General features: G+C 62.9%; 24 protein-coding genes and 1 pseudogene. 13 read left to right on the plus strand and 12 right to left on the minus strand.

From position 1 onward, the window contains the following. Window positions 1–223 (plus strand): annotated as a pseudogene (locus tag ACFX5Q_RS24570) (IS5/IS1182 family transposase); the annotation flags it as partial. A gap of 115 nt (window positions 224–338) precedes the next feature. On the opposite strand, the gene ACFX5Q_RS24575 reads toward ACFX5Q_RS24570, so the two are convergent. The 3 genes from ACFX5Q_RS24575 to ACFX5Q_RS24585 are packed head-to-tail and all read right to left on the minus strand — an operon-like array spanning window position 339 to window position 2,715. Then, complete coding sequence (locus tag ACFX5Q_RS24575) at window positions 339–1,013, minus strand: lysoplasmalogenase family protein (protein WP_404282207.1); 675 nt, start codon at window positions 1,011–1,013, stop codon at window positions 339–341. Then, window positions 1,010–1,897, minus strand: a complete 888-nt coding sequence (locus ACFX5Q_RS24580; RefSeq protein ID WP_404282209.1) for a DMT family transporter — start codon at window positions 1,895–1,897, stop codon at window positions 1,010–1,012. The genes ACFX5Q_RS24575 and ACFX5Q_RS24580 overlap by 4 nt, the downstream gene beginning before the upstream one ends. Window positions 1,898–1,926: 29 nt before the next feature. Continuing rightward, complete coding sequence (locus ACFX5Q_RS24585; RefSeq protein ID WP_404282211.1) at window positions 1,927–2,715, minus strand: DUF3108 domain-containing protein; 789 nt, start codon at window positions 2,713–2,715, stop codon at window positions 1,927–1,929. Between the two features lie 249 nt (window positions 2,716–2,964). On the opposite strand from ACFX5Q_RS24585, the gene rpmB reads away from it, so the two are divergent. The 3 genes from rpmB (at window position 2,965) to ACFX5Q_RS24600 (ending at window position 4,780) form a co-directional block, all read left to right on the plus strand. Continuing rightward, a complete protein-coding gene (gene rpmB, locus ACFX5Q_RS24590) occupies window positions 2,965–3,261 on the plus strand; it encodes a 50S ribosomal protein L28 (RefSeq protein WP_192182457.1) in 297 nt (98 codons plus the stop codon). Window positions 3,262–3,396: 135 nt separating this feature from the next. After that, window positions 3,397–4,077 carry a queuosine precursor transporter gene (locus ACFX5Q_RS24595; protein WP_404282213.1) on the plus strand — a complete coding sequence of 227 codons (681 nt, stop codon included), beginning with the start codon at window positions 3,397–3,399 and terminating at the stop codon, window positions 4,075–4,077. Between the two features lie 28 nt (window positions 4,078–4,105). Next, the gene (locus tag ACFX5Q_RS24600; RefSeq protein WP_404282215.1) at window positions 4,106–4,780 is read left to right on the plus strand and encodes a hypothetical protein; all 675 of its coding nucleotides are present in this window, start codon (window positions 4,106–4,108) and stop codon (window positions 4,778–4,780) included. 42 nt (window positions 4,781–4,822) lie between these two features. Here the strand turns inward: ACFX5Q_RS24600 and ACFX5Q_RS24605 are convergent, their stop codons facing one another. The 4 genes from ACFX5Q_RS24605 to ACFX5Q_RS24620 all read right to left on the minus strand — a co-directional run bounded on the left by ACFX5Q_RS24605 (window position 4,823) and on the right by ACFX5Q_RS24620 (window position 9,491). Beyond that, window positions 4,823–5,845: an esterase-like activity of phytase family protein gene (locus ACFX5Q_RS24605; protein WP_404282217.1), complete on the minus strand. Its 1,023-nt coding sequence runs from the start codon at window positions 5,843–5,845 to the stop codon at window positions 4,823–4,825. After that, window positions 5,842–7,740 carry a cobaltochelatase subunit CobT gene (gene cobT, locus ACFX5Q_RS24610; RefSeq protein WP_404282219.1) on the minus strand — a complete coding sequence of 633 codons (1,899 nt, stop codon included), beginning with the start codon at window positions 7,738–7,740 and terminating at the stop codon, window positions 5,842–5,844. Before cobT ends, ACFX5Q_RS24605 begins: the two co-directional genes overlap by 4 nt. An 11-nt stretch (window positions 7,741–7,751) precedes the next feature. After that, window positions 7,752–8,738 (minus strand): cobaltochelatase subunit CobS, encoded by a 987-nt coding sequence (gene cobS, locus ACFX5Q_RS24615; RefSeq protein ID WP_006200247.1) that lies wholly within the window; start codon window positions 8,736–8,738, stop codon window positions 7,752–7,754. A gap of 123 nt (window positions 8,739–8,861) precedes the next feature. Further along, window positions 8,862–9,491 (minus strand): J domain-containing protein, encoded by a 630-nt coding sequence (locus ACFX5Q_RS24620; RefSeq protein ID WP_040582048.1) that lies wholly within the window; start codon window positions 9,489–9,491, stop codon window positions 8,862–8,864. A gap of 231 nt (window positions 9,492–9,722) precedes the next feature. Here ACFX5Q_RS24620 and ACFX5Q_RS24625 point away from each other — a divergent pair, with 231 nt between their 5' ends. Further along, entirely contained in the window at window positions 9,723–10,025 is a 303-nt protein-coding gene (locus tag ACFX5Q_RS24625; protein WP_404282222.1) for a BolA family protein, read from the plus strand. Between the two features lie 62 nt (window positions 10,026–10,087). Here the strand turns inward: ACFX5Q_RS24625 and ACFX5Q_RS24630 are convergent, their stop codons facing one another. Next, window positions 10,088–11,638, minus strand: coding sequence for an acetolactate synthase large subunit (locus ACFX5Q_RS24630; protein WP_404282223.1), 1,551 nt, complete (start codon window positions 11,636–11,638; stop codon window positions 10,088–10,090). Window positions 11,639–11,932: 294 nt separating this feature from the next. On the opposite strand from ACFX5Q_RS24630, the gene ACFX5Q_RS24635 reads away from it, so the two are divergent. From ACFX5Q_RS24635 to ACFX5Q_RS24645, 3 genes are read left to right on the plus strand one after another with little or no spacing between them, the layout of a single operon-like run. Continuing rightward, window positions 11,933–13,882 (plus strand): PrkA family serine protein kinase, encoded by a 1,950-nt coding sequence (locus tag ACFX5Q_RS24635; protein WP_404282224.1) that lies wholly within the window; start codon window positions 11,933–11,935, stop codon window positions 13,880–13,882. A gap of 18 nt (window positions 13,883–13,900) precedes the next feature. After that, the gene (locus ACFX5Q_RS24640) at window positions 13,901–15,211 is read left to right on the plus strand and encodes a YeaH/YhbH family protein (protein WP_404282226.1); all 1,311 of its coding nucleotides are present in this window, start codon (window positions 13,901–13,903) and stop codon (window positions 15,209–15,211) included. Between the two features lie 9 nt (window positions 15,212–15,220). Next, window positions 15,221–16,771, plus strand: a complete 1,551-nt coding sequence (locus tag ACFX5Q_RS24645) for a SpoVR family protein (protein ID WP_404282228.1) — start codon at window positions 15,221–15,223, stop codon at window positions 16,769–16,771. Window positions 16,772–16,835: 64 nt separating this feature from the next. Here ACFX5Q_RS24645 and ACFX5Q_RS24650 read toward each other — a convergent pair whose 3' ends face one another. The 3 genes from ACFX5Q_RS24650 to ACFX5Q_RS24660 are packed head-to-tail and all read right to left on the minus strand — an operon-like array spanning window position 16,836 to window position 19,488. Continuing rightward, entirely contained in the window at window positions 16,836–17,729 is an 894-nt protein-coding gene (locus ACFX5Q_RS24650; RefSeq protein WP_404282347.1) for an HlyC/CorC family transporter, read from the minus strand. After that, window positions 17,729–18,880, minus strand: coding sequence for a 3-dehydroquinate synthase (gene aroB, locus ACFX5Q_RS24655; protein ID WP_404282230.1), 1,152 nt, complete (start codon window positions 18,878–18,880; stop codon window positions 17,729–17,731). Before aroB ends, ACFX5Q_RS24650 begins: the two co-directional genes overlap by 1 nt. Continuing rightward, entirely contained in the window at window positions 18,877–19,488 is a 612-nt protein-coding gene (locus tag ACFX5Q_RS24660; protein WP_404282232.1) for a shikimate kinase, read from the minus strand. Before ACFX5Q_RS24660 ends, aroB begins: the two co-directional genes overlap by 4 nt. 162 nt (window positions 19,489–19,650) lie before the next feature. On the opposite strand from ACFX5Q_RS24660, the gene ACFX5Q_RS24665 reads away from it, so the two are divergent. From ACFX5Q_RS24665 to ACFX5Q_RS24685, 5 genes are all read left to right on the plus strand, one after another. Beyond that, on the plus strand, window positions 19,651–19,803 hold the full coding sequence (locus tag ACFX5Q_RS24665) for a histidine kinase (RefSeq protein WP_404282349.1): 153 nt from the start codon (window positions 19,651–19,653) through the stop codon (window positions 19,801–19,803). A gap of 27 nt (window positions 19,804–19,830) precedes the next feature. Continuing rightward, window positions 19,831–20,748 (plus strand): site-specific tyrosine recombinase XerD, encoded by a 918-nt coding sequence (locus ACFX5Q_RS24670; RefSeq protein WP_404282234.1) that lies wholly within the window; start codon window positions 19,831–19,833, stop codon window positions 20,746–20,748. 100 nt (window positions 20,749–20,848) lie between these two features. Continuing rightward, complete coding sequence (locus ACFX5Q_RS24675) at window positions 20,849–21,799, plus strand: acetyl-CoA carboxylase carboxyltransferase subunit alpha (RefSeq protein ID WP_192182431.1); 951 nt, start codon at window positions 20,849–20,851, stop codon at window positions 21,797–21,799. 213 nt (window positions 21,800–22,012) lie between these two features. Then, complete coding sequence (locus ACFX5Q_RS24680; RefSeq protein ID WP_404282236.1) at window positions 22,013–23,308, plus strand: L,D-transpeptidase family protein; 1,296 nt, start codon at window positions 22,013–22,015, stop codon at window positions 23,306–23,308. 51 nt (window positions 23,309–23,359) lie between these two features. Then, a complete protein-coding gene (locus ACFX5Q_RS24685) occupies window positions 23,360–23,635 on the plus strand; it encodes a sulfurtransferase TusA family protein (protein ID WP_404282238.1) in 276 nt (91 codons plus the stop codon). A gap of 17 nt (window positions 23,636–23,652) precedes the next feature. Here ACFX5Q_RS24685 and ACFX5Q_RS24690 read toward each other — a convergent pair whose 3' ends face one another. After that, window positions 23,653–24,771 carry a CobW family GTP-binding protein gene (locus ACFX5Q_RS24690; RefSeq protein WP_404282240.1) on the minus strand — a complete coding sequence of 373 codons (1,119 nt, stop codon included), beginning with the start codon at window positions 24,769–24,771 and terminating at the stop codon, window positions 23,653–23,655. Between the last annotated feature and the right edge of the window lie 3 nt (window positions 24,772–24,774).

Consider the following 24,774-nt stretch of genomic DNA (forward strand, 5'->3'; position numbering starts at 1 on the left):
CGCCATTGTCGCCGATATGGGAGCTGAGGCCGTCATCCCCTGCAACCCGACCCGAAAGATCCTGATACCCTACGACTTCGAAGCCTATAAGGCGCGCAACCTGATCGAACGCTGCTTCAACAAGCTCGAGCACTTCAGACGCATAGCCACTCGATACGACCGGCGTGCCCTATGCTTCCTCAGTTTCGTCCAACTCGCTTGCGCAATGCTATGGATGCGGTGAATGTCGATTCAGCCTAGAGCAATTCCAGGAAAAGTGCGTATCGGTTTTCCGTCCGGAATTGCGTAAAAACAAATACTTAGAGCGGGGCAGCGATTCTATCAAAAGCTGAACCGCTCTAGGCGAGCAGGAATCCCAAGGTGATGACTAGCTGGGCGACGTAGTAAAGCGCCCAGACCGCGTAGCGCATCCAGATGCGATGCGGCGAGATGGCGGCAAGCAGGAACTGTTCGGTGGCGAGCAGCCCGTCCGACGCCATGAACAGAATGGCGCCGCCGATCACCAGGCTATTGCTGGTGGTGAGCGCCGATATCCCCATGGCGAGGATCGCGGCGACATAGACGCCGATCGGGAGACGCAAAGTAGGGCCGACACGGCGCCAGAGTGCAGCCAGCATGACGAGCGCGAATGCCGCCATCGCCAGCGCGATCGCCCCGCGCCATGACTCTGCGCCGAGCAGCCCCATCCCGCCGCCGCTGCGCAGGAACAGCGGGACATAAAGGATGTGCGCTGCGAAAAAACTACCCAACCCGCCGAGAAAGGCCTTTTCGCCGCCGCGCGACAGGAAGGCGTCGCCGACTGCACTCAGCGCCAGCGCCGCGACGAGCAGCCACGGCCCGCCTTGCATGAAGGCAAGCACCGCCAGCATCGCCACGGCAAGCGTCTTAGCCGCCGAGCGCGCGAGCCGCGGCGGCATGCCGAGCGTGAAGGCATAGATCACCGCCGCCACCAGCGAGAACACCAGTGTCGCATTGGCGTTGGCGTCGATGCCGCCGGGGAACGGCATCGTCATACGCTGGCCTCGCCTGCCGCCGGCTTGCGCATGAACAGCGATTTTGCCGCCAGTGCCGCGCCGCCGGTGATGAGCACGCAGGCGGCGAGGATACGCAGCGACGGCTCGGCGACGCCGGCCGCGATCAGCACCAGCGTCGACAAAAGCGGCGCGGCATAGCTTGCCGCCCCCAGCACCTGGATATTGCCGCGCTTGACGCCGATGTCCCAGGCATAGAAGGCCGCACCCACCGGCATCAGCCCGAGACCGATCACGGCCAGCCACTGGCCGGCGCCGTCAGGCAGCACTGTCTTTTCCAGCAAGAGGTGGCAGACCAGCGAAAGCGCCGAAGTCGCCGCGCAGAACCAGGTGACGATGCTGGTCGGTACCGACGGGAACCGCCGCGACAGCAGCGAATAGGCCGACCACAAAAGCGCGCAGACGCCGGCCATCGCATAGCCGAAAGCATAGCGCGCGTCGAAGGCGAGCCCGCCGCCCTTGGTGACGATGAGGACGGTGCCGGCAAGCCCCAGCAGCGCGCCGACGACATGGTTCCAGGCCAGCCGCTCGCCCGGCATCAGCGCCGAGCCGAGCACGATCAGCAGCGGCCACAGATAGGCGATCAGGCTCGCCTCCACCGCCGGCGCGTTGCGCAGCGCGGTGAAGTAGAAGAAGTGGTATCCGAACAGGCCCACAATGCCGATCACCCACACTTGCGGCGGGATTTTCTCGACCTTTCCGGAGGCCGGCATCACCATCCGCGCGCCCAGCCCGACGCAGGTGCCGATCGCGAAGGTGATGGCCGACAACAGGAAGGGCGGCACCTGCCCGGACGCGTCGGTGAGCAGCGCCAGCAGCGCCCACATGGCGACTGCCGAGAACCCGATCAGTGTTGCGCGCCCCATACCCCGTCTCCGGCGGCGCGCGACGGCGCCTAGTTGATTGCCTCGAACCGCCCGGCGCTGATGGTCAGTGTGCCGATCTGTGTGCCGACCGTGGCGCGGATCGGCGCATATACCCCGCTTTGGCCGACTGGCGCAAACGTCACCATCATCTTGCTGCGGTTCTTCAGGTAATTCAAAGCCTTGCGGCCTTTGCGATAACCCGCCACTGGCTCGAAGCCCATGCGGCAGGTCACCGTGTCACCTTTGTAGCCTTGCACCGAGATCGATCCCTTGGAGGCGTAGGTCAACGTCAGGTTAGCGCGCATCTCGCCGTCGTAGAATTTCACCGTGCGCCCGCAGACATTGTCGAGACTGTCGGCATGGATGACGGTGGCGGCCATCGGATCGAGCACCGATGTCAGGTCGCCGCTGCCCAGCGGCACCCAGCTTTTGGGATCGCGCTTGCCTGGCGCGGGGACGACTTTGGTGGCGGTGACGGCGCCATTGGCGAAGCGGATGTCGACCACCGATGCCTTCTTGCCCGACGTGTAATCGGCGCGGAAGGCCTGCGGCTGCATCTTCTTGCCGGAAATCGTGCCTTTCGACGAGATGGTGCCCTTCGTGTCGTCGAACAGCTTGGCAAGGCCCGCGGCGGAGACCGTGCCGTTGATCGAATAGGTATCGCCCTGATAGCTGCTTGAGAACGTCGCCCTGGCCACCGAAAGACCGAGGAACGACACCGTATATTCGCCCTTGAAGGACTGCGGCGCGGCTGCGGCGGCTGCATCAGGCAGGGCAATGGCAAGCAAGGCTGATAGGGCATATGACGAACGAAGCATGACGGCGGATCGATCCTCGATTTCAGCCGGAAGGCGGGCAACTTCAGGCTGGCATGTCCCTTTGCGACCGCTTATAGGCCAGAATCCGGCCTTTATATGAAACAGGCGCTGGGCATGCCGGAGCTTGACGCGCCAGCGAAATGCAACTATGGAACGCCAACTTTTTCCATAAGGCCGCCTGACCGAGACCGCGCGCCACCCGGCGCGGGTTGAATGGTTTGGTCAGACCGAGAACTGAAGGTTAGAACCATGTCCCGCACCTGCGAACTCACTGCCAAGGCCGTCATGACCGGCAACAATGTGAGCCACGCCAACAACAAGACCAAGCGCCGCTTCCTGCCGAACCTGGTCAATGTGACGCTGATTTCCGAAGTGCTGAACCAGAACGTGCGCCTGCGCGTTTCGGCCAACGCACTGCGTTCGGTCGAGCATCGCGGCGGCCTTGATGCGTTCCTGGCCAAGGCCGACGCCAAGGAATTGTCGCAGCGCGCCCGCCTGCTGAAGAAGCAGATCGCCAAGAAGCTCGCCGAGCAGCCGGCAGCCTGAGACGGTTTTCGGACGGAATACCGTCCGAGCCGTTGAGCCGAAAGGCGCGAAGCGGTTTTCGGCTAGACATCTGAGCAATGCAGCGCCGTCCGGATTGGGTGGCGCTTTGCTGGTTCCATTACCCAGGATAAAAAAATGAATTCCTTCTCGCGATACCTGCCCTTCGTGGCCGCCATGGCGCTTGTCGTCGTGGCGTCGAACATCCTCGTGCAGTTCCCGATGCAGGGCCAGATCGGCGGCCTGTCGCTGGCCGACATCCTGACCTGGGGAGCCTTCACCTATCCCTTCTCCTTCCTGGTCACCGACCTCGCCAATCGCCGCTACGGCCCGGTCGTGGCGCGCCGGATCGTCTTTGTCGGCTTCATGACGGCAGTGATCTGCTCGATCCTGATCCCGCCCTTCCTGTTCCGTCACGGCCTGATCGAGTTCGAGACCGCCGCCGACCGGCTGGTGCGCATCGCGGCGGCTTCCGGCGCGGCCTTCCTGACGGCGCAACTGCTCGACGTCACCGTGTTCAACCGGCTGCGCCGGCAGAGCTGGTGGCGCGCGCCGATCGTCGGCACGCTGGTCGGCTCGGTGTTCGACACCGTCGTGTTCTTCAGCGTCGCCTTCTCGGCTGCCTTCGCTTTTGCCGGCCCGAACGACAGTTTCGCGCTCGAAGCGGCGCCGCTGCTGGGCGTGCTGCCGGTCGAAACCATGCGCTGGGTATCCTGGGCAATGGGCGACCTCTCGGTGAAGCTGATCATCGCCGTGGTAGCGCTGATCCCCTACCGGCTGCTCGCCGCCCACTGGAGTCAACCGGCGCTGGCGACATAGCCATGATTCCAGAAAGTGGAAACAGGCCGTGATCCCCTGGGTCCAACTGGACTCGGCAAAGACGCCGGACGGCGGGCAAGAACTTCGCCTGAAGCGGCGCGGCACTGAATTCTCGATCATGCTCGGCACCAACGAGCTGATGAACAGCCGTCTCAGCGGCTCCGAGGAAGCACTGGCCAGTCTCTCCTGTGAAAAGATTGCCGGCCGCAAGCAGCCCAAAATTCTGATCGGCGGCCTTGGCATGGGCTTTACGCTGCGCGCCGCCCTTGCCGAACTCGGCGGCGATGCCAGCATCACCGTCGCCGAACTCGTTCCCGCAGTCGTCGCCTGGGCGCGCGGCCCGATGGCCGAAATCTTCAAGAACTGCCTCGACGATCCCCGCGTCACCATTTTGGAGGCCGAAGTCGGTCACATCATCAGCTCCGACCAGTCGGCCTGGGACGCCATCCTGCTCGATGTCGACAACGGCCCGGAAGGCATCGTCCATAAGGGCAACGACGCGCTCTATGGCGCGGCCGGCCTCGGTGCCGCCCGTGCCGCGCTCAAGCCCGGCGGCGTGCTGGCGGTGTGGTCGCAAGGGCCGGACAGCGGTTTTGCGCGCAGGCTCAAGCAGGCGGGCTTCGCGGTCGAGGAGGTCAACACCCGCGCCAACGGCAAGCGCGGCGCGCGCCACGTCATCTGGATCGCGACCAACGGGAAATAGGCCTGCTGGCTCGAAATCGCGGGCTCGTTTTGACCGGCGGCCTCAATCCTCGTGCAGAACAAATTCCAGATAGAGGTTGCGCTGCAGGATCGAATGGTTATCGTCTGACATCAGCGACACCATCAGCGCGCCGTCGTCACGGGTCCAGACATCCAGACCTTCCATATTGTCGATCTGGTAGCCCATGTCGGCTTCCAGCAGCACCGGCCCGTCGGCGACGGCGCCCTTCTCGACGCTCTCGCCATAGATGCGCCGCAGCCGCATCTTCACCCCGCCGGCCATCGAGAAGCTGCGCTCGAGCAGCAAAAGATCGCCGTCCGGCAGGAAGGCGCCGTCGGTGATGTCGAAATCGCCATTGCGCTTGACGGTGAAGACGCCCTTGTGTGGCCCTTCGATGATTGCCGCATAGATGTTGCCGGCCTTGTCGAGGCTCTTTTCCGACACCACCACCAGCCCACCCTCATGCTGACCATAAGGATGGGCGTGGGTGACCGTCTCGAAGCCGCGGTTCTGCCGCAACTCCTTGGCCGGAACCTGAAAATCCAATTGCTTGAACGGCGCCTTCATGCCGTCCGGATCGATCTTGAACTGGGCGACACGCTGGTTGCGTTCGAAGCCGACCGTGGCGATGCCGTCCTTGACCGCCAGGCCTTCGGCATCGACCTGCCACTTCTTGTCGATCGGCTGGCCTGCCTCATCGACCATCTGCTGCATGCGGAAATTCTGGATGCCCGAAGGACGCTTGTCGGCATCGTGGGTCACGCTGCCGAAGAACCAGAAGCCGGTGTCGGCGACGCCGATGAAGTCGCTGCCGGGTTTCAGGAAGCGAAAGGCCGACAGCGCGCCGAAATCGCGCGATGCCGAGGTCATTTCCAGTCCGCCGACGAATTCGAGCGGCCCGAACTGCTTGTCGTCATGGCCGATGCGGAATTGGCCTATCGGTCGCGCCGTGATTTCGACCGGCTCGACGGAGTCCGGGCCGGCGGCAACCGCTGGCGACAGCATGCCGGCCAGCATGCAAGCAGCAAAAATCGTGTGCCTGAGGCCCCCGCCCGAAAAGCTCATCCGGCGCGCCGCAGGCCGCCGCGGCGCGTCTCGCGTGCGCTTTCCTCGCCAAACAGAGAGGCAAGCTGCTCGGTCATGGCGCCGGCCAGTTCCTCGGCATCGACGATGGTGACGGCGCGCCTGTAGTAGCGGATGACGTCGTGGCCGATGCCGATGGCCAAGAGTTCCACCGGCGAGCGCGTTTCGATCAGTTCGATGATGGCACGCAGATGCCGCTCAAGATAATTGCCTGGGTTGACCGACAGCGTCGAATCGTCGACCGGCGCGCCGTCCGAGATCATCATCAGGATTTTTCTCTGCTCCGGCCGGGCGATCAGACGGTTGTGCGCCCAAAGCAGCGCCTCGCCGTCGATGTTTTCCTTCAGCAGCCCCTCGCGCATCATCAGGCCGAGGTTGCGGCGCGCCCGCCGCCACGGATGGTCGGCGGATTTGTAGATGATGTGGCGCAGATCGTTGAGCCGGCCGGGATTCGGCGGCTTGCCGTCCTTCAGCCACTTCTCGCGCGCCTGCCCACCCTTCCAGGCGCGGGTGGTGAAGCCGAGAATCTCGACCGAGACGCCGCAGCGCTCCAGCGTGCGCGCAAGGATATCGGCGCAGGTGGCGGCGACGGTGATCGGCCGGCCACGCATCGAGCCCGAATTGTCGAGCACCAGCGTCACCACCGTGTCCCGGAATTTGGTGTCGCGCTCCTGCTTGAAAGACAGCGGCTGCATCGGGTCGATGACGACGCGCACCAGCCGGGCCGGATCGAGATAGCCCTCTTCGAGGTCGAAATCCCAGGAGCGGTTCTGCTGCGCCATCAGGCGGCGCTGCAGCCGGTTGGCCAGCCGGCCGACGACACCTGAAAGGTTCGCCAGTTGCTTGTCGAGGAAGGCGCGCAGCCGATCGAGTTCTTCCTCTTCGCAAAGCTCCTCGGCGCCAACAGTCTCGTCGAAGGCTGTCGTGAAAACCTTGTAGTCGATCTCTTTCGGCAGATTGGTAAAGGGATTGTCGTTGCGTCGAGCCTCGCCGGGCGTCTCCGCGTCGGAATCGTCCTCGTCGGAGAGATCGTCGGCGGTTGCGTCGGACGCCTCCGTCTCGGCCGACTGCTCATCGTCGGCCGACGCTTCGGCATCATCGGACTGCGACTGCTCGGAGCCGGAATCGTCCTCGCCGCCCTCCTCGCTTTGCTCTTCGCCTTGCGGCTGGTTATCGTCATTGTCCTCGGAGTCTTCGGTCTCCTGGTCGTCGCCGAGCTCCTCGGCCATTTCCATGGAAACCAGCATGTCGCGCACGACGCGGGCGAAGGCCTGCTGGTCGTCGAGCTTGGCCGACAGCCCGTCGAGGTCTGCGCTTGCTTTCTCCTCGACCCAGGGGCGCCAGAGGTCGACCAGCCGCTCGCCGCTCTTCGGCACGGCGCGGCCGGTCAGCTTCTCGCGAACCATCAGCGCCAGCGCCTCCTCGATCGGCGCGTCGGCCTTGTCTTTGACGTCGATGAGGTTGGCCCTGGCGTATTTGTCCTCAAGCATCGAGCCGATGTTGTCGGCGACGCCCTGCATGGCGCGGCTGCCGATCGCCTCGACGCGGGCCTGCTCGACCGCATCGTAGATCGAGCGCGCCAGCTTGCCTTCCGGCGCCAGCTTGCTGTGGATGCGTGCATCATGGCAGGCGCGCTTCAGCGCCATGGAATCGCCGAGACCGCGGGTGATCGCGATATCGGTCCTGGAGGCTTTCTTTGGCAGTTCGGGTAGGCGGGCGCGGCTGCCGGCAAGTGCGGGCCTGTCCTTGGCGAAGCCGACTTCGAGATCCTTGTCGCCGGCGATCGCGCGCATGCAGACGGTCACCGAGCGCTTGAAGCTGTCAGCTTCAGACCCCGTCTTCGACTTGTTGCGCGTGTTGTCGCCCGGACCCGCCATGGAGACTCTGTTTAGCCCAGCACCACATTGGCGGCCGATTCGGGCAAATCTTCGCCGAAGGCGCGCTGGTAGAACTCCGCGACCACCGAGCGCTCGAGTTCGTCGCATTTGTTGAGGAAGGTCAGCCGGAACGCCATGCCGATATCGCCGAAGATCTCGGCATTCTCGGCCCAGGTGATCACCGTGCGCGGGCTCATGACGGTCGACAGGTCGCCATTGATGAAGGCAGAGCGCGTCATGTCGGCGACGCGCACCATCTTGTTGACGATGTCCTTGCCCTTGCTGTCGCGATAGTGCTTGGCCTTGGCCAGCACGATGTTCACCTCATTGTCGTGCGGCAGATAATTCAGCGTGGTGACGATCGACCAGCGGTCCATCTGTGCCTGGTTGATCTGCTGGGTGCCGTGATAGAGGCCGGTGGTGTCGCCGAGCCCAACCGTGTTGGCGGTCGAGAACAGCCGAAAGGCCGGATGCGGGCGGATGACCCGGCTCTGGTCGAGCAGCGTCAGCCGGCCCGACGATTCCAGCACGCGCTGGATGACGAACATCACATCCGGACGGCCGGCATCATATTCGTCGAAGCACAACGCGACATTGTGCTGGTAGGCCCAGGGCAGGATGCCGTCGCGGAATTCGGTGATCTGCAGCCCGTCCTTGACGACGATGGCATCCTTGCCGACGAGGTCGATACGGCTGACATGGCTGTCGAGGTTGACGCGCACGCAGGGCCAGTTGAGGCGAGCGGCGACCTGTTCGATATGCGTCGACTTGCCGGTGCCGTGATAGCCCGACACCATGACGCGGCGGTTGTAGGCAAAGCCGGCCAGGATCGCCATCGTCGTGTTCTTGTCGAACAGATAGTCGGGATCAACGTCGGGCACATGCTCGCTGGTCACCGAATAGGCCGGTACCACCATCTTGGAGTCGAAGCCGAATTTGTCCTTCACCGACACCGTCGTGTCGGGCAGGTTGGCGATGTCGCGATCGACCTTGTTCATCTCTATCAACGTCTCCACGGGCGAAACGCCTGATTTCGCCGGCAATCGATTTTGTCCGGGGGCGGTCTTAGAGCCTTTTCCAACCTTATGAAAGTTGGAAAACGACACGAACCGTATGGTCGCTCAGCACAATCCCGCCTGCTTGAGCACGCGATAGGCCTGCAGCACATCGCGGAACCGGTCTTCCGAACCTCTGTCGCCGCCATTCGCATCCGGATGGTGGCGCTTCACCAGTTCCTTATAGCGTGCCTTGATATCCTTGCCAGTCGCCTTTGTATCAAGGCCAAGCGTTTCCAGTGCCTTGGCCTCAAGCGGCTTGGCCTTGCGCTCGCGCGCCTCGCGCGGATCCTTCGGACCTTTGAACAGGTCGAACGGATCGCGCATGCGGTTGTAGTAGCCGGCGCGGCCGGAACGCTGCTGGGCGAAGTCAGGCGAGGATCGCGTCGAAGCGCCATTGATGCCCATCTTCCACGTCGGCCGGTGGCCGGTCATCGCTTCCTTCTGGAAACGGGCTATCTCGCTGTCCGGCACGCCGGAGAAATAGTTGAAGCCCTTGTTGTACTCGCGCACATGATCGAAGCAGAACTGGAAATACTCGCCTTCCTTCATGCGTCCGACCGGCGCGCGATGGGTGCCGGCCTCCTTGCAACCGTCCCACTGGCAGATCGGCGAGCGCGACTTCAGCTCCGCGTCCTTCTCCGGCCGGATGCGGATCTTCTCAAAATATTTGGGATACGGTTTCATCTCACCCATTTATGGGCTGTTCGCTATTGCGAAACAAGAATTGACATTTCGGCGATCATCGCCCTAACCGCTGAATCGCGGCTTAAAGCGGGCAAATGACGAATTTTGCGGCGATGCCAGAGCATGATCCGAAAGTGGAATCCGGTTTTCGGAAAAGATCATGCTCGAACAAAATGATAGAGCCCCATCCCGTTTCCATCGGGATGGAACACGCTCTAGATGTGGTGAAGGGAAGTTCCGATGTCCATACAGGCGACGATGGAAGGCAAGCTGAACAAGGCGTTTTCGCCGGAACGGCTGGTCATTATCAACGAAAGCCATCTCCACGCCGGCCACCACCATCACGGCTCGGACCATCATGGCGCCTATTACGGTACCGGCGAGACGCATTTTCGCGTTCGCATCGTTTCGCCCGTCTTTGCCGGCATGAGCCGCATCGAGCGCCACCGCGCCGTCAACGAATTGCTGGCCGACGAACTGAAAGCCGGCGTCCACGCGTTGGCGATCGAACCGGCGGCACCCGGCGAACAGACGCGCTGGTAGGCACTGCCCGTCGACCGATGCCGCTCAACCCGGCTCCCTGGAAACGCCGCGGGGAAAAACGGTTAGATTACCGCTTCGATGAGAAACGGCCCGTGGCGCGATAGGGTGCTGTCCAGCAGGGCATCGAACCGCTCGCACGTGTCGGCGCGGGCCGCCTCCACGCCCATGCCCTTCGCCAGCGATACCCAGTCCAGCGCGGGCTGGTCGAGATCGAGCATACGCCTGGCATTCTCGCCGATCGCGCCCACCCCGACATTCTTCATCTCGCCATGCAGGATTGCGTAGGTCCGGTTGGAAAAGACGATCGTGACCACGTCGAGATTTTCCCGCGCCTGGGTCCACAAACCCTGCACGGTGTACATGCCGCTGCCGTCGGCTTGGAGATTGATCACCTTGCGATCGGGACACGCGATCGCTGCCCCTGTTGCCAACGGGATGCCTTCGCCGATCGATCCGCCTGTCGTCATCATGTAGTCGTGCGGCGCGGCAAAGGCCGACAGGGCGAAATAGCGCCGGGCCGACGTGACCGCCTCGTCGCAGACGATGGCATTGGCAGGAAGTTTCCGCGCCACTGAAAGGGCGATCGCATCGTCGGTCAGCTTGCCGCGCGGCACCGGCTCGTCGGGAAAGCCCGTTGCTGCGGAGAATTGCTGCGTCGACCTGATGCCGAGTTCGTCGCGAAGCGCCTCCAGTGCCGCCTTCAAATCCTCGCCGTGCGCTGCCAGCGAACGCACCTCGCAACCGTCTCGAACCAGCCGTCCCGGCTTTCCCGGATAGGCGAAGAAGGCAACAGGCTCCTTCGCCCCGACCAGGATCAGCACGTCGATATCGCTCAGCAGCGCCGTTGCGGCATCGATCGGATAGGGGATGCGCGTGGGCGCGACCCGCCCGCGACCGCGCTCCATCCGCGCCACCAGAACCTCGCTGAACAAGCGGACATCCTGCGCTGCCGAGATTTGACCGGCGATCGCCAGCGCGTCGGCTCGCGCCGCGCGTCCGCGAACGATGATACCGGCACGGCCTGGGGCGCCACGGATCGCCTCGGCTGCATTTTGCACAGCGCCCATATCGACGGTGGGCTGCGCGAGTTCCACCTTGCGGGCCGAAACCATAGGAGCCTCGCCCCATGCCGCGTCCGCCGGCAGGATCAGGGTAGCGATGCCCGGCGGTGAAAGGGAAGCGCGGAAGGCCGCCTCGGTGGCCGCCGCGACATCGGCGGGACCTTCGATACGGCGAACCCAGTTCGACATCGGCGAAGCGAGGCTCTCGATATCGCTGGTAAGCGGTGCATCGAGCGCCAGATGATAGGAGGCGTGGTCGCCGACAATGTTGATCATCGGGCTCAAGGCGCGCTTGGCGTTGTGGATGTTGGCCAATCCGTTGGCCAGTCCGGGCCCGGTGTGCAGCAGCGTCGCGGCCGGTCGATCGGTCATCCGCGCGTAACCGTCGGCTGCACCTGTCACCACGCCTTCGAAGAGGCCCAGCACGCAACGCATCTGCGGCTTACGGTCGAGTGCGGCAACGAAATGCATCTCCGATGTGCCGGGATTTGCGAAGCAGACCGTCACGCCATTTGCCAGAAGCACATCACACAGGACGTCGGCTCCGTTCATGAATCCCTCCCCGGTTGGCGCAGGACAATTGATCCTGCCAGCGCCCGCACGGCAATATCCCGCCATCAATTTTGGCGTGATCCACCATCTTCGCCGTCCGACATGGTCGCGCATCGCCGGATCGAAGGAACCGTCGGCGAGGCATCCCAGCCATTCAGATATGTTCCCCATCGCCTCAATGCCTGATTGCAGCCGTTCTCCTTTAGGAGAAGGGAACCACAACGCTCCTCCAACAGTTGAATACGCAGATGGTCCGTCCAGCAGCCAGTCGGGCGGCTCTGAGGGCGAAATATCATGCGCGAGAACCAGTCTGACGTTTTCGACCTGTTTTCTGAGATTTACACGAACGCAGCGCAGGAAGAGATCAGCATCCAGCAGTACCTTCTTGCCTGCCGGGAAGACAGGTCGATGTATGCCTCGGCACCCGAACGGATGGTCGAGGCGATCGGCGAGCCAAATCTTGTCGACACCAGCAAGGACGAGCGGCTTGGCCGCATTTTCTCAAACCGAACGGTCAAGGTTTATCCCTCCTTCTCCGACTTTTACGGCATGGAGGACACGATCGAGCGCATTGCGGGCTATTTCCGCTATGCCTCCCAAGGGCTGGAGGAGCGCAAGCAGATCCTCTACCTCCTCGGTCCGGTCGGCGGCGGCAAGTCGTCCCTTGCCGAACGGCTGAAGAAACTGATGGAGCAGCGCCCGATCTACACGCTGAAGGTCGGCAACCAGATCAGCCCGGTTTTCGAATCGCCGCTTGGCCTGTTTCATCCCGATCGCATGGGCGATCTGCTGGAGGACAAATATGGCATAGCGCGGCGGCGCCTCAACGGGCTCATCTCGCCCTGGGCATCCAAGCGCCTCGATGAATTGTCCGGCGATATCTCCAAGTTCAGCGTGGTCAAACTGGTGCCGTCGCGACTGCGCCAGATCGGCATTGCCAAGACCGAGCCAGGCGATGAGAACAATCAGGATGTCTCGGCCCTGGTCGGCAAGGTCGACATCAGGCAATTGGAAAATTTCAGTCAGTCCGACCCGGACGCCTATTCCTTTAGCGGCGGACTGAACCGGACCACGCAAGGCCTGCTCGAATTCGTCGAGATGTTCAAGGCGCCGATCAAGGTCCTGCATCCGCTGCTGACCGCGACCCAGGAAGGCAGCTACAACGGCACCGAAAATTTCGGCGCCTTTCCCTACCAGGGGATCATCGTCGCCCATTCCAACGAGTCGGAATGGCAGCAGTTCAAGAACAACAAGAACAACGAGGCCTTTCTCGACCGCATCCTCGTGGTCAAGGTGCCGTACTGCCTGCGCATCACCGAAGAGAGGCAGATCTATGAAAAGCTGCTGCGCGAGAGCGAGCTGGCAGCAAGCCCCTGTGCCCCTGAAGTGCTGGACATTCTAAGCCGCTTCACTGTTTCGACCCGCCTGGCGGAGCACTCCAACTCGCCGCTCTACACCAAAATGCGCGCCTATGACGGCGAGAACCTGAAGGAGGTCGACCCCAGGGCGAAGTCGGTACAGGAGTATCGCGACGCCGCCGGCGTCGATGAAGGCATGACGGGGGTCAGCACGCGCTTTGCTTTCAAGATCCTGTCGCAGACATTCAACTACGACACCAAGGAAGTGGCCGCCGATCCCGTGCATCTGATGTACATTCTGGAGGAGGCGATCAAGCGGGAGCAGTTCCCGAAGGAAACGGAAGCGGCCTATCTCGAATTCATCAAATCGGAGCTCGCCGCGCGTTACGCTGAGTTCATCGGCCACGAAATCCAGAAAGCCTATCTCGAATCCTACAGCGAGTATGGCCAGAACCTTTTCGACCGCTACATCGCCTATGCCGACGCCTGGATCGAGGACCAGGACTACAAGGACCCCGACACCGGCCAGATCCTCAACCGGGAGGTCCTGGACAACGAACTGTCCCAGGTCGAAAAGCCGGCAGGCATCGCCAATCCCAAGGACTTCCGCAACGAGGTGGTGAAGTTCACGCTGCGCGCCAGGGCAAAAAATCACGGCCGCAACCCGTCATGGACGAGTTACGAAAAACTGCGCGAGGTCATCGAGAAGCGGATGTTCGGGCAGGTCGAGGATCTCCTGCCGGTGATCAGCTTCGGCTCCAAGCAGGACAGCGTTACGGAAAAACGCCACAACGAATTTGTGCAGCGAATGGTCGAGCGCGGCTATACCGAACGGCAGGTGCGCCGGCTGGTGGACTGGTACATGCGGGTGAACAAGGCGGGTTGATAGGGCCCGGATGGTTCCATGCCGATCTTCATCGACCGTCGCCTGAACCCGAAGGACAAGAGCCTCGGCAATCGACAGCGCTTCCTAAGGCGTGCTCGCGAGGAATTGAAACGAAGCATCCGCGATCAGATCCGCAGCGGCAGGATCGCCGACGTGGATGCCGAGCACACCGTGCCCATGCCCGAAAGAGGAACGGCCGAGCCGAGCTTCAACGATGACAAGACCAGCGGCCGGCGCCAGCACATCCTTCCTGGCAACAGGCATTTTTCCCCTGGAGACCTGATCCCCAAGCCCGGTCAGGGCAGCGGCGCAGGGGCCCCGGGGAACAAGGTGTCGGAAGACGATTTTCGTTTCGTGCTGTCGCGCGAGGAGGTGCTCGAGCTCTTTTTCGAGGATCTCGAACTGCCCGACCTGGTCAAGCTCAATCTCAAGGAGATCCTTGCCTTCAAGCCGCGCAGGGCCGGCTTCGCCGCGACCGGTTCGCCGACCAACGTCAATGTCGGTCGCACCATGCGCAACAGCCACGGCCGGCGCATTGCGCTGAGGCGCCCGAAGCAGGCGGAACTGGATGCGATCCTCCAGGAAATCGCCACGCTTGAGTCGGCACCAGCCGGCGCGGCGACGCGCCAGCGCATTGCAGGATTGCGTGAGGAGCTTGACCGGCTGGAACGTCGGCGCAGGCGAATTGCCTTTGTTGATCCGGTCGATATCCGGTTCAACCGCTTCGACGCCCGGCCCATACCGAATGCCAAAGCCGTCATGTTCTGCCTGATGGACGTTTCCGGATCGATGGGCGAACGCGAGAAGGACCTGGCCAAACGTTTCTTCGTGCTGCTGCACCTGTTCTTGAAGCGGCGCTACGAACGCACGGAGATCGTCTTCATCCGCCACACGCACGAGGCGCACGAAGTGGATGAGGACACGTTCTTCTACAACACGCAGAGCGGCGGTACGATCGTCTCCACCGCGCTTGACGAAATGCACCGCATCATCGAACAGCGCTATCCGGCCAACGAGTGGAACATCTATGCCGCGCAGGCCTCGGACGGCGACAATTTCGCCACCGATTCCGAGCGATGCATAGAGTTTCTGGACCGCAGGCTTATGCGCCTTTGCCAGTACTTCGCCTATGTAGAGATCATCGACGAACGAGAAACCCATATATTCGGCGCCACCGAAAACGGGACGTCGCTTTGGCGCGCCTACAGCAGGGTCGACCTGAAATGGCCCAACTTCCAGATGAGCCGTATTGCCACTCCGGCAGATATATACCCGGTCTTTCGCCGGCTCTTCGCTAGGCAACCGGCTCCTGCCCGCAAGAGCGCCTGAGGAGGGCCGATGGCCAGACAAGCCACCAAACCGGGTCTGCTGTTTTCAGGATCCGACTGGGATTTTGGGAAATTGTCGCGGGCCCACGAGGCGATCGAGGCCCTCGCGATCGAAGAGCTGCATCTCGATACCTATCCGGTGCAGATGGAGATCATATCCTCTCAACAGATGCTCGACGCCTATTCATCGGTCGGCATGCCGCTGATGTATCGTCACTGGTCGTTCGGCAAGCATTTCCTCTACGAGGAACTGCTCTATCGCAAGGGCGGGCGCGGCTTGGCCTATGAACTCGTCATCAACTCAAACCCCTGCATCGTCTACCTGATGGAGGAAAACACCATGGCCTTGCAGGCTCTGGTGACGGCGCATGCGGCACTCGGACATAACCATTTCTTCAAGAACAATCATTTGTTCAGGCAATGGACGGATGCCGGGGCGATCCTGAGCTATCTGGACTTCGCCAAGGGCTACATAACCCGCTGCGAGGAGCGGCATGGCCTTGCCGCGGTGGAGGCGGTTCTCGACGCGGCGCATGCGCTGATGGAACAGGGCGTATTTCGCTATCGTCGTCCGCCGAAATTGTCCTCGGAACGGCAGCGCGAGGGACTGCGTGAGCGCCTGGAATACGAAGAGCGCTCCTACAACGATTTGTGGCGCACACTGCCGCCCACGCAGGGAAACAAGAAGATCGACGACAGGGACCGGGGCATGGCCGATCCGAAGAAATCGCTCAACCTGCCGGAGGAAAACCTGCTGTACTTCCTGGAAAAGAACAGTCTCGTCCTTGAGCCCTGGCAGCGCGAACTCATCAGGATCGTGCGTATCATTGCGCAGTATTTCTATCCGCAGCGCCAAACGCAGGTGATGAACGAGGGCTGTGCCACCTTCGTGCATTATACGCTCATGAACATGCTGTTCGACCGGGGCCAGATCAACGAAGGCGCCATGCTCGAAATCCTGCGCAACCATTCGAACGTGATCTTCCAGCCGGCCTTCGACGATCCGCGCTATTCCGGCGTCAATCCCTACGCGCTTGGCCTCGATATGATGCAGGACATACAGCGCATCGCGACCGAGCCGACGGCGGAGGATCGCGACTGGTTTCCCGACATCGCGGGCCACGGCGACTGGCGCGAGATCCTGCTCGACGCCTGGGCGAACCATCGCGACGAGTCCTTCATCCGCCAGTACCTCAGCCCAACCTTGATCCGGAAATGGCGGTTCTTTGTCCTTGGCGACGCAGCCGACGAACCGCATTATCAAGTCGCCTCGATCCACAACGAGCGTGGCTACAGGAAGATCCGCGCCGCGCTGGCTCACAGCTACGATGTCGGAGTAAACCGGCCCGACATCCAGGCCGTGGATGTCGACCTGCTTGGCGACCGGCATTTGCGGCTGCAGCACAAGGTCAAAGACGGCGTCGTCCTCGATGAGGCCAGCCGCGACGCGACGCTGCACCACATCCGAAAGCTCTGGGGCTACGAGGTCAGCCTGGCGGCGGTCGATGCCCAGACCGGTGCGACACTCAACGAGCGCTCGACCCGCCAGATCGCGGAGTGAGGCTTAGCATTGCGTCTGCTTCTGAGGCCTTCAATGGCATGGCTGGAGGCGACTTGCGGGCCAATCAGGCTTCGCCGGCAGGCTTGATCCTCAGCCTGGCGATCCGGTTCTTGTCGCGCTTCATGACGACGAAGCGCATGCCGTGGAAGGTGAAGGCCTGCTTCTCGTCGGGGATCGACTGCGTCTCGTGGATGACAAGGCCGGCAATGGTGGTGGCCTCTTCGTCCGGCAGGTTCCAGTCGAGTGCGCGGTTGAGGTCGCGGATCGGCACGGTGCCGTCGACGACGACGGAACCGTCGGCCTCCTGCTTGACGCCTTGGATCTCGATATCATGCTCGTCGGCGATCTCACCGACGATCTCCTCGATGATGTCCTCCAGCGTCACCAGCCCTTCGACCTCGCCATACTCATCGACGACGATGGCGAAATGCGCCTTGCGGCGCAAAAACGCGTTGAGCTGTTCCTGCAGCGTCGTGGTGTCGGGCACGAACCATGGTTTCGACGCGATCTTCATCACGTCGATCCTGGAAAAGTCGTTGCCGACCTCGTTGAGCGCCCTGAGCAGGTCCTTGGCATGCAGCACGCCAACAATGTTGTCGAGCGAGCCCTTCCACAAGGGCATGCGCGTGTGCGGGCTCTGAAGGATCTCGCGCACCACGGCTTCCGGCTGATTGTCGGCATTGACGGAGCGCATATTGGTGCGGTGGACCATGATGTCGGACACTTCGAGCTCCTCGAGGTCGAACAGGCCGCCGACACGGTCGCGATCCTCGCGCACAATCTGGCCGTCACGGCGGAAATCGTCGACCGCGCCACGCAATTCGTCATGGCTCGAACGCTGCGGCTCGATCGGCTGCAACTCGTAGCCAAAGAGGGCAAGCAAGCGCGTGCGCAAGAGAAGGACCAGCAGGCCAAGGCCGGCAAGGACGGCGGCGGCGATCCACCCGGGCTCGTTCATCATCCAGGTCGGCTTTCCTGACCCGGGTGGCTCTCTTTCAGGAACGACAAGACTTCCGAGGCCGGCACATCCCTGGCGATGAAGGACTGGCCGATGCCGCGCGTCAGGATGAAGGTCAGCGCGCCGCGCGACACTTTCTTGTCCTGAGTGATGAACGAAAACAGCGCTTCGGCGTCGGGCAGTTCGCCGGGAATGTCGGCCATGCGCCAGGGCAGGCCGACGGCGCTGAGATGCGCCTCGACGCGTGCCGCATCGTCCGGGCTCGCCAAATTGAGCCTCGAGGAAAAGCGATGCGCCAGCGCCATGCCGATGGCGACGCCCTCGCCATGGACGAGGCGGGCGCCGTCATAGCGGGTGGCAGCTTCGAGCGCGTGGCCGAACGTGTGGCCGAGATTGAGCAACGCGCGGTCGCCGGTCTCGAACTCGTCGCGCGCGACGACATCGGCCTTGGCGCGGCAGGCCTCGGCTATTGCCTTCGCCCGCGCCGGGCCACCGTCAAAGACCTCGCGCCAGTTTTCTTCCAGCCAGGCAAAGAAGGCCGGACGGTCGATCAATCCGTATTTGGCGAGCTCGGCATAGCCGGCGCGGAATTCCCGGATCGGCAGCGTGTCGAGCACCCCGGTGTCGGCGAGCACCAGCTTCGGCTGATGGAAAACGCCGACCAGGTTCTTGCCTCGTGCGCTGTTGATGCCGGTCTTGCCGCCGACCGAGGAATCGACCTGCGCCAGCAGTGACGTCGGGATCTGCACGAAATTCATGCCGCGCCGCACGATCCCGGCGGCAAAGCCGGCAAGGTCGCCGATGACGCCGCCGCCGAGCGCGATGACGACGTCGCCGCGCTCCAGCTTCGCGGCAAGCACGCCGTCCACCACCTCTTCGAGATGGGCAAAGCTCTTGATCTTTTCGCCGGCCGGAAGAGTGATGACGGCAGGCTGGATGCCGTCCTGCTTCAGGCCGGCCTTCAGAGTCTCGAGATGGGCAGCGGCGACATTGTCGTCGGTGACGACGGCCGCGCGCGTGCCGGGCAAGCGGCGCGAAATCTCGGCGCCCGCGCGCGACAAAAGGCCGGAGCCGATCAATATGTCGTAGGCACGCTCGCCGAGCCCGACCTCGACGGTGACTGTCTCCCCGATTGGCATATCGCCGCTCATGAACGCACCTCGCCACCCGCGACAATTTCAGCAACGCCGAAATGTCGGCAAAGCGCATTCACCACCTCGGCCGCGATGACCTCCTTGCGGTCGTCGCGGGTCGGCACGGTGACGTCGGATGTGGCGTAGACCGGATAGCGCTCGGTCATCAGCCGCTCGAGCACGGCGCGCGGATCGGGGTTCTTGAGCAGCGGCCGGTTCTGCTTCTTGGACACGCGCTCCATTAGAAGGTCGAGTTCGGCCTTCAGCCATACCGAGACGCCGTGGCCGGCGATCGCCTCGCGCGTCTGCGCATTCATGAAGGCGCCGCCGCCGGTCGACAGCACCTGCGGGCCGTTTTCCAGCAGGCGCAGGATGACACGCTGCTCCAGCGCGCGGAATTCCGTCTCGCCATAGCGCTCGAACAGCTCCGGCACGGTCATGCGCGAGACGCTTTCGATCTCCTGGTCGCTGTCGATGAAGGGCAGTGCCAGCATCGCCGCCACCTTGCGGCCGATCGCCGTCTTGCCGGCACCCATCAGGCCGACAAAGACGATCGAGCGCTTGCCCAGCCGCTCGAGCAGCTCGGCATGGCCTTCGCCTGGAGGATTTGCTGGCAACGCGTTCATGAGACCATGATGTTTCTAGGCCCTCTTTGCCGGCGTATCGACATCAAAAGCCTGTTTGCGTCAAGCAGGGGGCACGCGAGCTTCGTCCTTGAATTGGCCGGATTGGCGTCCCATAAGGGCACAGGGTTTGGAAATGCAGAACAAGAAGACGGGCGAAGATTGATGCCGACTCTGTTTCGCTTTGTCGTGACGGTGATGATTCTTGCCGGCATTGCCTATGGTACGATGTTTGCCCTGGCGATGTTCGTCGAACCGAAAAAGGCCGAGATGAGCGTGCGCATCCCGCCGGAAAAGCTGAATCCCAAGAAGAACTGATCAAAAAAGAAAAACTGATCCAGAAGAATGAACAGCGCGGCTCGCATCGAAGCCTTTCTCGAAATGATGAGCGCCGAGCGGGGTGCCGCCGAAAACACGCTCTCCTCCTATCGCCGCGACCTCGAGGACGCTTCGCAGGAGATAGACGGCGGGCTTGCCGGTGCCGGCGCCTCCGAAATCCGCTCCTATCTTGATGACATCGCCGAACGCGGCTTTGCGCCGACATCGCAGGCGCGAAAACTGTCGGCGATCCGCCAGTTCTTCAAGTTCCTCTACGCCGAAGGCCTGCGCGGCGACGACCCGACGGGCACGCTGGACAGTCCGAAGAAGGGCCGTCCGCTGCCGAAGACGATGAGCGAGGCCGAGACCGGCCGGCTGATCGACCGTGCGGCCCTGGAAGCAGGTGATACCTCGCAGAACGATGGCGACAGCCTGGCGGCTCTGCGCCTGCATGCCCTGGTCGAAGTGCTCTACGCCACCGGCCTGCGCGTATCCGAACTGGTCGGCTTGCCGGTGACGGTAGCCTTGCGCGACGACCGCTTCTTCATGGTGCGCGGCAAGGGCGACAAGGAGCGCATGGTGCCGCTGTCGGCCAAGGCGCGCACCGCGATGCGGGCCTGGCTCACCGCCAGAGCCACCGTGCCTGCTTTTGGCGACAGCATGTTCCTGTTTCCGGCCGCGTCCGACACCGGTCATCTCTCCCGGCAGGTGTTTGGCCGCGACCTGAAGGGGCTCGCCGCCAGGGCCGGCATCACCGCGGCGAAGATCTCGCCGCATGTGCTTCGCCATGCTTTCGCCAGCCATCTCTTGCAGAACGGCGCCGACCTCCGGGCGGTGCAGCAGTTGCTCGGCCATTCCGACATCTCGACCACGCAGATTTACACCCATGTGCTGGAGGAGCGGCTGGTGCGGCTGGTCAATGATCATCATCCGCTTGCCGACTAGGCCTCATATCGCTATGTGAGGGCGACGTTCCACCGCCCGGAGCCTCCGTTTTCGAGGGTTTCGCCAGCCATTGCCTTCCGAATTGCCGGTCCGCTCAAGAATGTACAATTACCTCGATTTCGAAAAGCCGGTGCAGGATCTCGAAGGCAAGATCCTTGAGCTGAAGAAGCTTGCCGAGAACGGCGAGGCCGTCGATGTCGGCGACGAGATCAGCCGGCTGGAGAAACGCTCGCGCGATGCACTGCGCGATGCCTACAAGGCACTGACGCCGTGGCAGAAGGTGCAGGTAGCGCGCCATCCCGACCGGCCGCATTGTGTCGACTACATCAAGGGCCTGCTCAGCGATTTCACGCCGCTGGCCGGCGACCGCAATTACGGTGAGGACCAGGCGATCGTCGGCGGCTTCGCCCGCTTTCGCGGCGAGCCGGTGGCGGTGCTCGGCCAGGAGAAGGGCTCGGACACGGCGAGCCGTCTCAAGCATAATTTCGGCTCGGTGCGCCCCGAAGGCTACCGCAAGGCGGTGCGGTTGATGGAGCTCGCCGACCGCTTCAAGATCCCGCTGTTGACCCTGGTCGACACCGCCGGTGCCTATCCCGGCGTCGGCGCCGAGGAACGCGGCCAGGCCGAAGCCATCGCCCGCTCGACCTCGGCCTGCCTTGGCCTCAAGGTGCCGTCGATCTCGGTCGTCATTGGCGAAGGCGGCTCTGGTGGCGCCATTGCCATCGCCACGGCCAACCGGGTCTACATGCTGGAGCACGCCATCTATTCGGTGATCTCGCCGGAAGGTGCGGCCTCGATCCTGTGGCGCGACACCACCCGCTCGAAGGATGCGGCGACCAACATGAAGATCACAGCCCAGGATCTTTACGAAATGAAGATCATCGACGCCATTGTCCCCGAACCGCTCGGCGGCGCCCATCGCGCCCCGGAAACGGTGATCGCCGCCACCGGCGACCTCATCGCCAGGACGATGAAGGACTTTGCCGGCGCCAACACCGATTTCCGCGAGCAGCGCCGCGAGAAATACCTGGCCATGGGCCGTAGCCTCTAGGCTGGGCCGGCAACACGCCGCAAAGTGGCGGAATTGCGCAATTTCGCCACAAAAATGCCGCCGCATTCGGGTCAATGAAATTGCCGTGAGGGGTGATCCGAAGCTTGCGGTAAGGATTTTTCAAGGTTAACGGGCTTACGGTCCGCTAATGTTTAGCGTGTGGGCCGGCGGGGCCGAAATCTGTCGCCCGAGAGAAAAGACGTAGCCGTACCCATGTTTGCCAAGCTTTCCCGCACTGGAGTCCTGATCGCCGCGATAGGCGTGGCCGGCTGCAACGATTCCTCGATGAAGGATTTCGCCCCGGAGGCCAACAAGCCGCTGCCGGACAAGATCCTGGCCGACATGAAGGCCAAGGGCATGGTCCGCACCTCCTCGGTGATGGCTCGTATCTTCAAGGAAGAGGGCAAACTGGAGATCTGGAAGGCCAAGACCAACGGCCGCTACGATCTGGTCGCCAGCTACGACATCTGCAAATGGTCGGGCAAGCTCGGGCCCAAATTCACCGAGGGCGATCGCCAGGCACCGGAAGGGTTCTACACGGTTCGTCCCCAGCAGATGAACCCGCGCTCGAATTACCATCTGTCCTTCAACGTCGGCTATCCCAACGCCTATGATCGCGCCAACGGCCGCACCGGCTCCAATTTGATGGTGCACGGCGCCTGCTCGTCCTCGGGCTGCTATTCGATGACGGACGCGCAGATCGAGCAGATCTATGCCTTCGGCCGCGACGCCTTCCAGGGCGGCCAGACCGAGTTCCAGATCGAGGCCTTTCCGTTCCGCATGACCCCCGCCAACATGGCGCGCTACCGCAACGACCCGAACTACGACTTCTGGAAGATGCTGAAGGTCGGCTACGACAATTTCGAGATCACCAAGGTGCCGCCGAAGGTCGACGTCTGCGAGAAGCGCTACGTCTTCAACCAGGTGGCTCCGGAAGGCACGACCTTCGATCCGACCGGGCCCTGCCCCGCCAGCACGCAGCCGGATTCGCTGAAGAGCGCCTACAACGCCTACCAGAGCACTTACGAAGCGGCGTTCAGCGGCGCGGTCAAGTCCAGCGTGCCGGCGCCCAAGCCGACGATTGCCGGCATCAAGGAAGCCAGCATCGTTTCCGACTGGTCGAAGCGCCGCGCCCGCGGCGAGCGCGTGCCGATCGATCCGCCGTCGCTCAACTCCGACGGTACGGTGACCGAGACGGCGCGCATGGGCCGCATCGATTCGCCAGCCGGCCGCAAGATGGCCGCGCTCGACGCGGAGAAGGCGGCCAAGAAGAAGGCCGAGGAGCAGCGGCTGGCAGCCATAGAGGCAGCGAAGGCTGCGAAAGAGGCCGCAAAGGCGCAGGCACTGGCCGAGAAAGAGGCCGAGAAGGCCGCGGCACAGCAGCCGGTCGCCACCGCGACCATCGCGCAGCCCGCCGAGGCCGCACCGGCAGAGACGCAGGCGGCTGACGCCGGCGACGGCACGGTGACGAAGCTGAAGAAGAAGCTGCTCGGCATGTTCGGCGGCTGAGGTTCCGCAGCATGATCCCGAAAAGTGGAAGCCGGTTTTCGGAAAAAGATCATGCTTGAACAACAAGATAGGCCCTTGGTCGATCCTGACGCTGTCTATGACCTCAAGGGGCTGAACTGCCCGCTTCCCGTGCTGAAGGCGAAGAAGCGGCTGGCCGCGATGCGGCCGGGCAGCCGGCTGTGGCTTGAGACCACCGACCCGCTGGCGGTCATCGACATTCCCGCCTTCTGCTCCGACGCCGGCCACCAGCTGATCGAAACGGCGGCGGTATCCGGCGGCCATCGTTTTCTGGTTGAGCGTGGCGGCACCGTGGAAATCTTGCGGTAATCTGCCACCTTCGCGAGCTAACGCCGCCCGGCGATGGCCAGCGGATTGTCTTCCAGCGCCGCGCGGTCGGGCGTGTCGATCGACGGCCGGTTGGTGAAGGCGGCAAACAGCCGGCGCACATAATCCTCCGGCATGTCGAGCGTGATCAGCACCAGCCTTGTGCCACGCTGGCCGTCGGGCCAGGACGACAGCCGCGCCGGCGGATGCAGGATCTTCTGCACGCCGTGCACGATCAGCGGCCGCGACGGGTCCTCCTGCAACTCGATGACGCCCTTCATGCGCAGCAGGCGCTCGCCATGCGTGGAACGCAACAGGTCGAGGAACATCTCGATCGCCGAAAACGGCACCGGACCGTCATGTACGAGCGAATAGGACCGCACACGTGAATCGTGGCGATGGCCGTGGTGATGGTCGTGATCGCCCTGATGGTGATCGCCATGATGGTGATCGCCATGATCATGGCCGGCTTCTTCGCCGAGCCAGCGCTGCACGTCGGCGGATTTCGTCGCCGGATTGTAGAGACCGCAGTCGAACAGCGCCGCCGCGCCCGTGCTCCTGTCGCCCGCCTCGAGCAGCGCCGCACCCGGATTGATCTGCCGCAGCCGGGTCCGCAAGGCATCGAGATCGCCTGATTCAGTCACCAGGTCGGTCTTGGTCAGCACGATGCGGTCGGCGACGGCCGCCTGTTTTACCGCCTCGACATGGGCATCGAGCGTCGCATTGCCGTTGACCGCGTCGACCAAAGTGATGACGCCGTCGAGCCGGAAAGCCTGGACCAGTGCCGGATGCGCCATGATCGATTGCAGCACCGGCGACGGGTCGGCGAGACCCGTTGTCTCGACGACGACGCGGGCCAGTTTGGCGATGCGGCCGGTCTGCAGCCGGTCGACGAGATCGGCCAGCGTGTCGACCAGTTCGCCGCGCACCGTGCAGCAGAGGCAGCCGTCGGAGAGCTGGATGATGCCGTCGGAGGCCTGCTCGACCAGCAGATGGTCGATCGCCACCTCGCCGAACTCGTTGATGATGACGGCGGTGTCGGCGAGCGTGGGATCCTTGAGCAGCCGGTTGAGCAGCGTCGTCTTGCCGGCGCCGAGGAAACCGGTGAGCACCGACACGGGGATAGGGAAGCCTGCCATTGC

Source organism: Mesorhizobium sp. IMUNJ 23033, from assembly GCF_044778005.1.
In the GTDB taxonomy this organism is placed as follows: domain Bacteria; phylum Pseudomonadota; class Alphaproteobacteria; order Rhizobiales; family Rhizobiaceae; genus Mesorhizobium; species Mesorhizobium amorphae_A.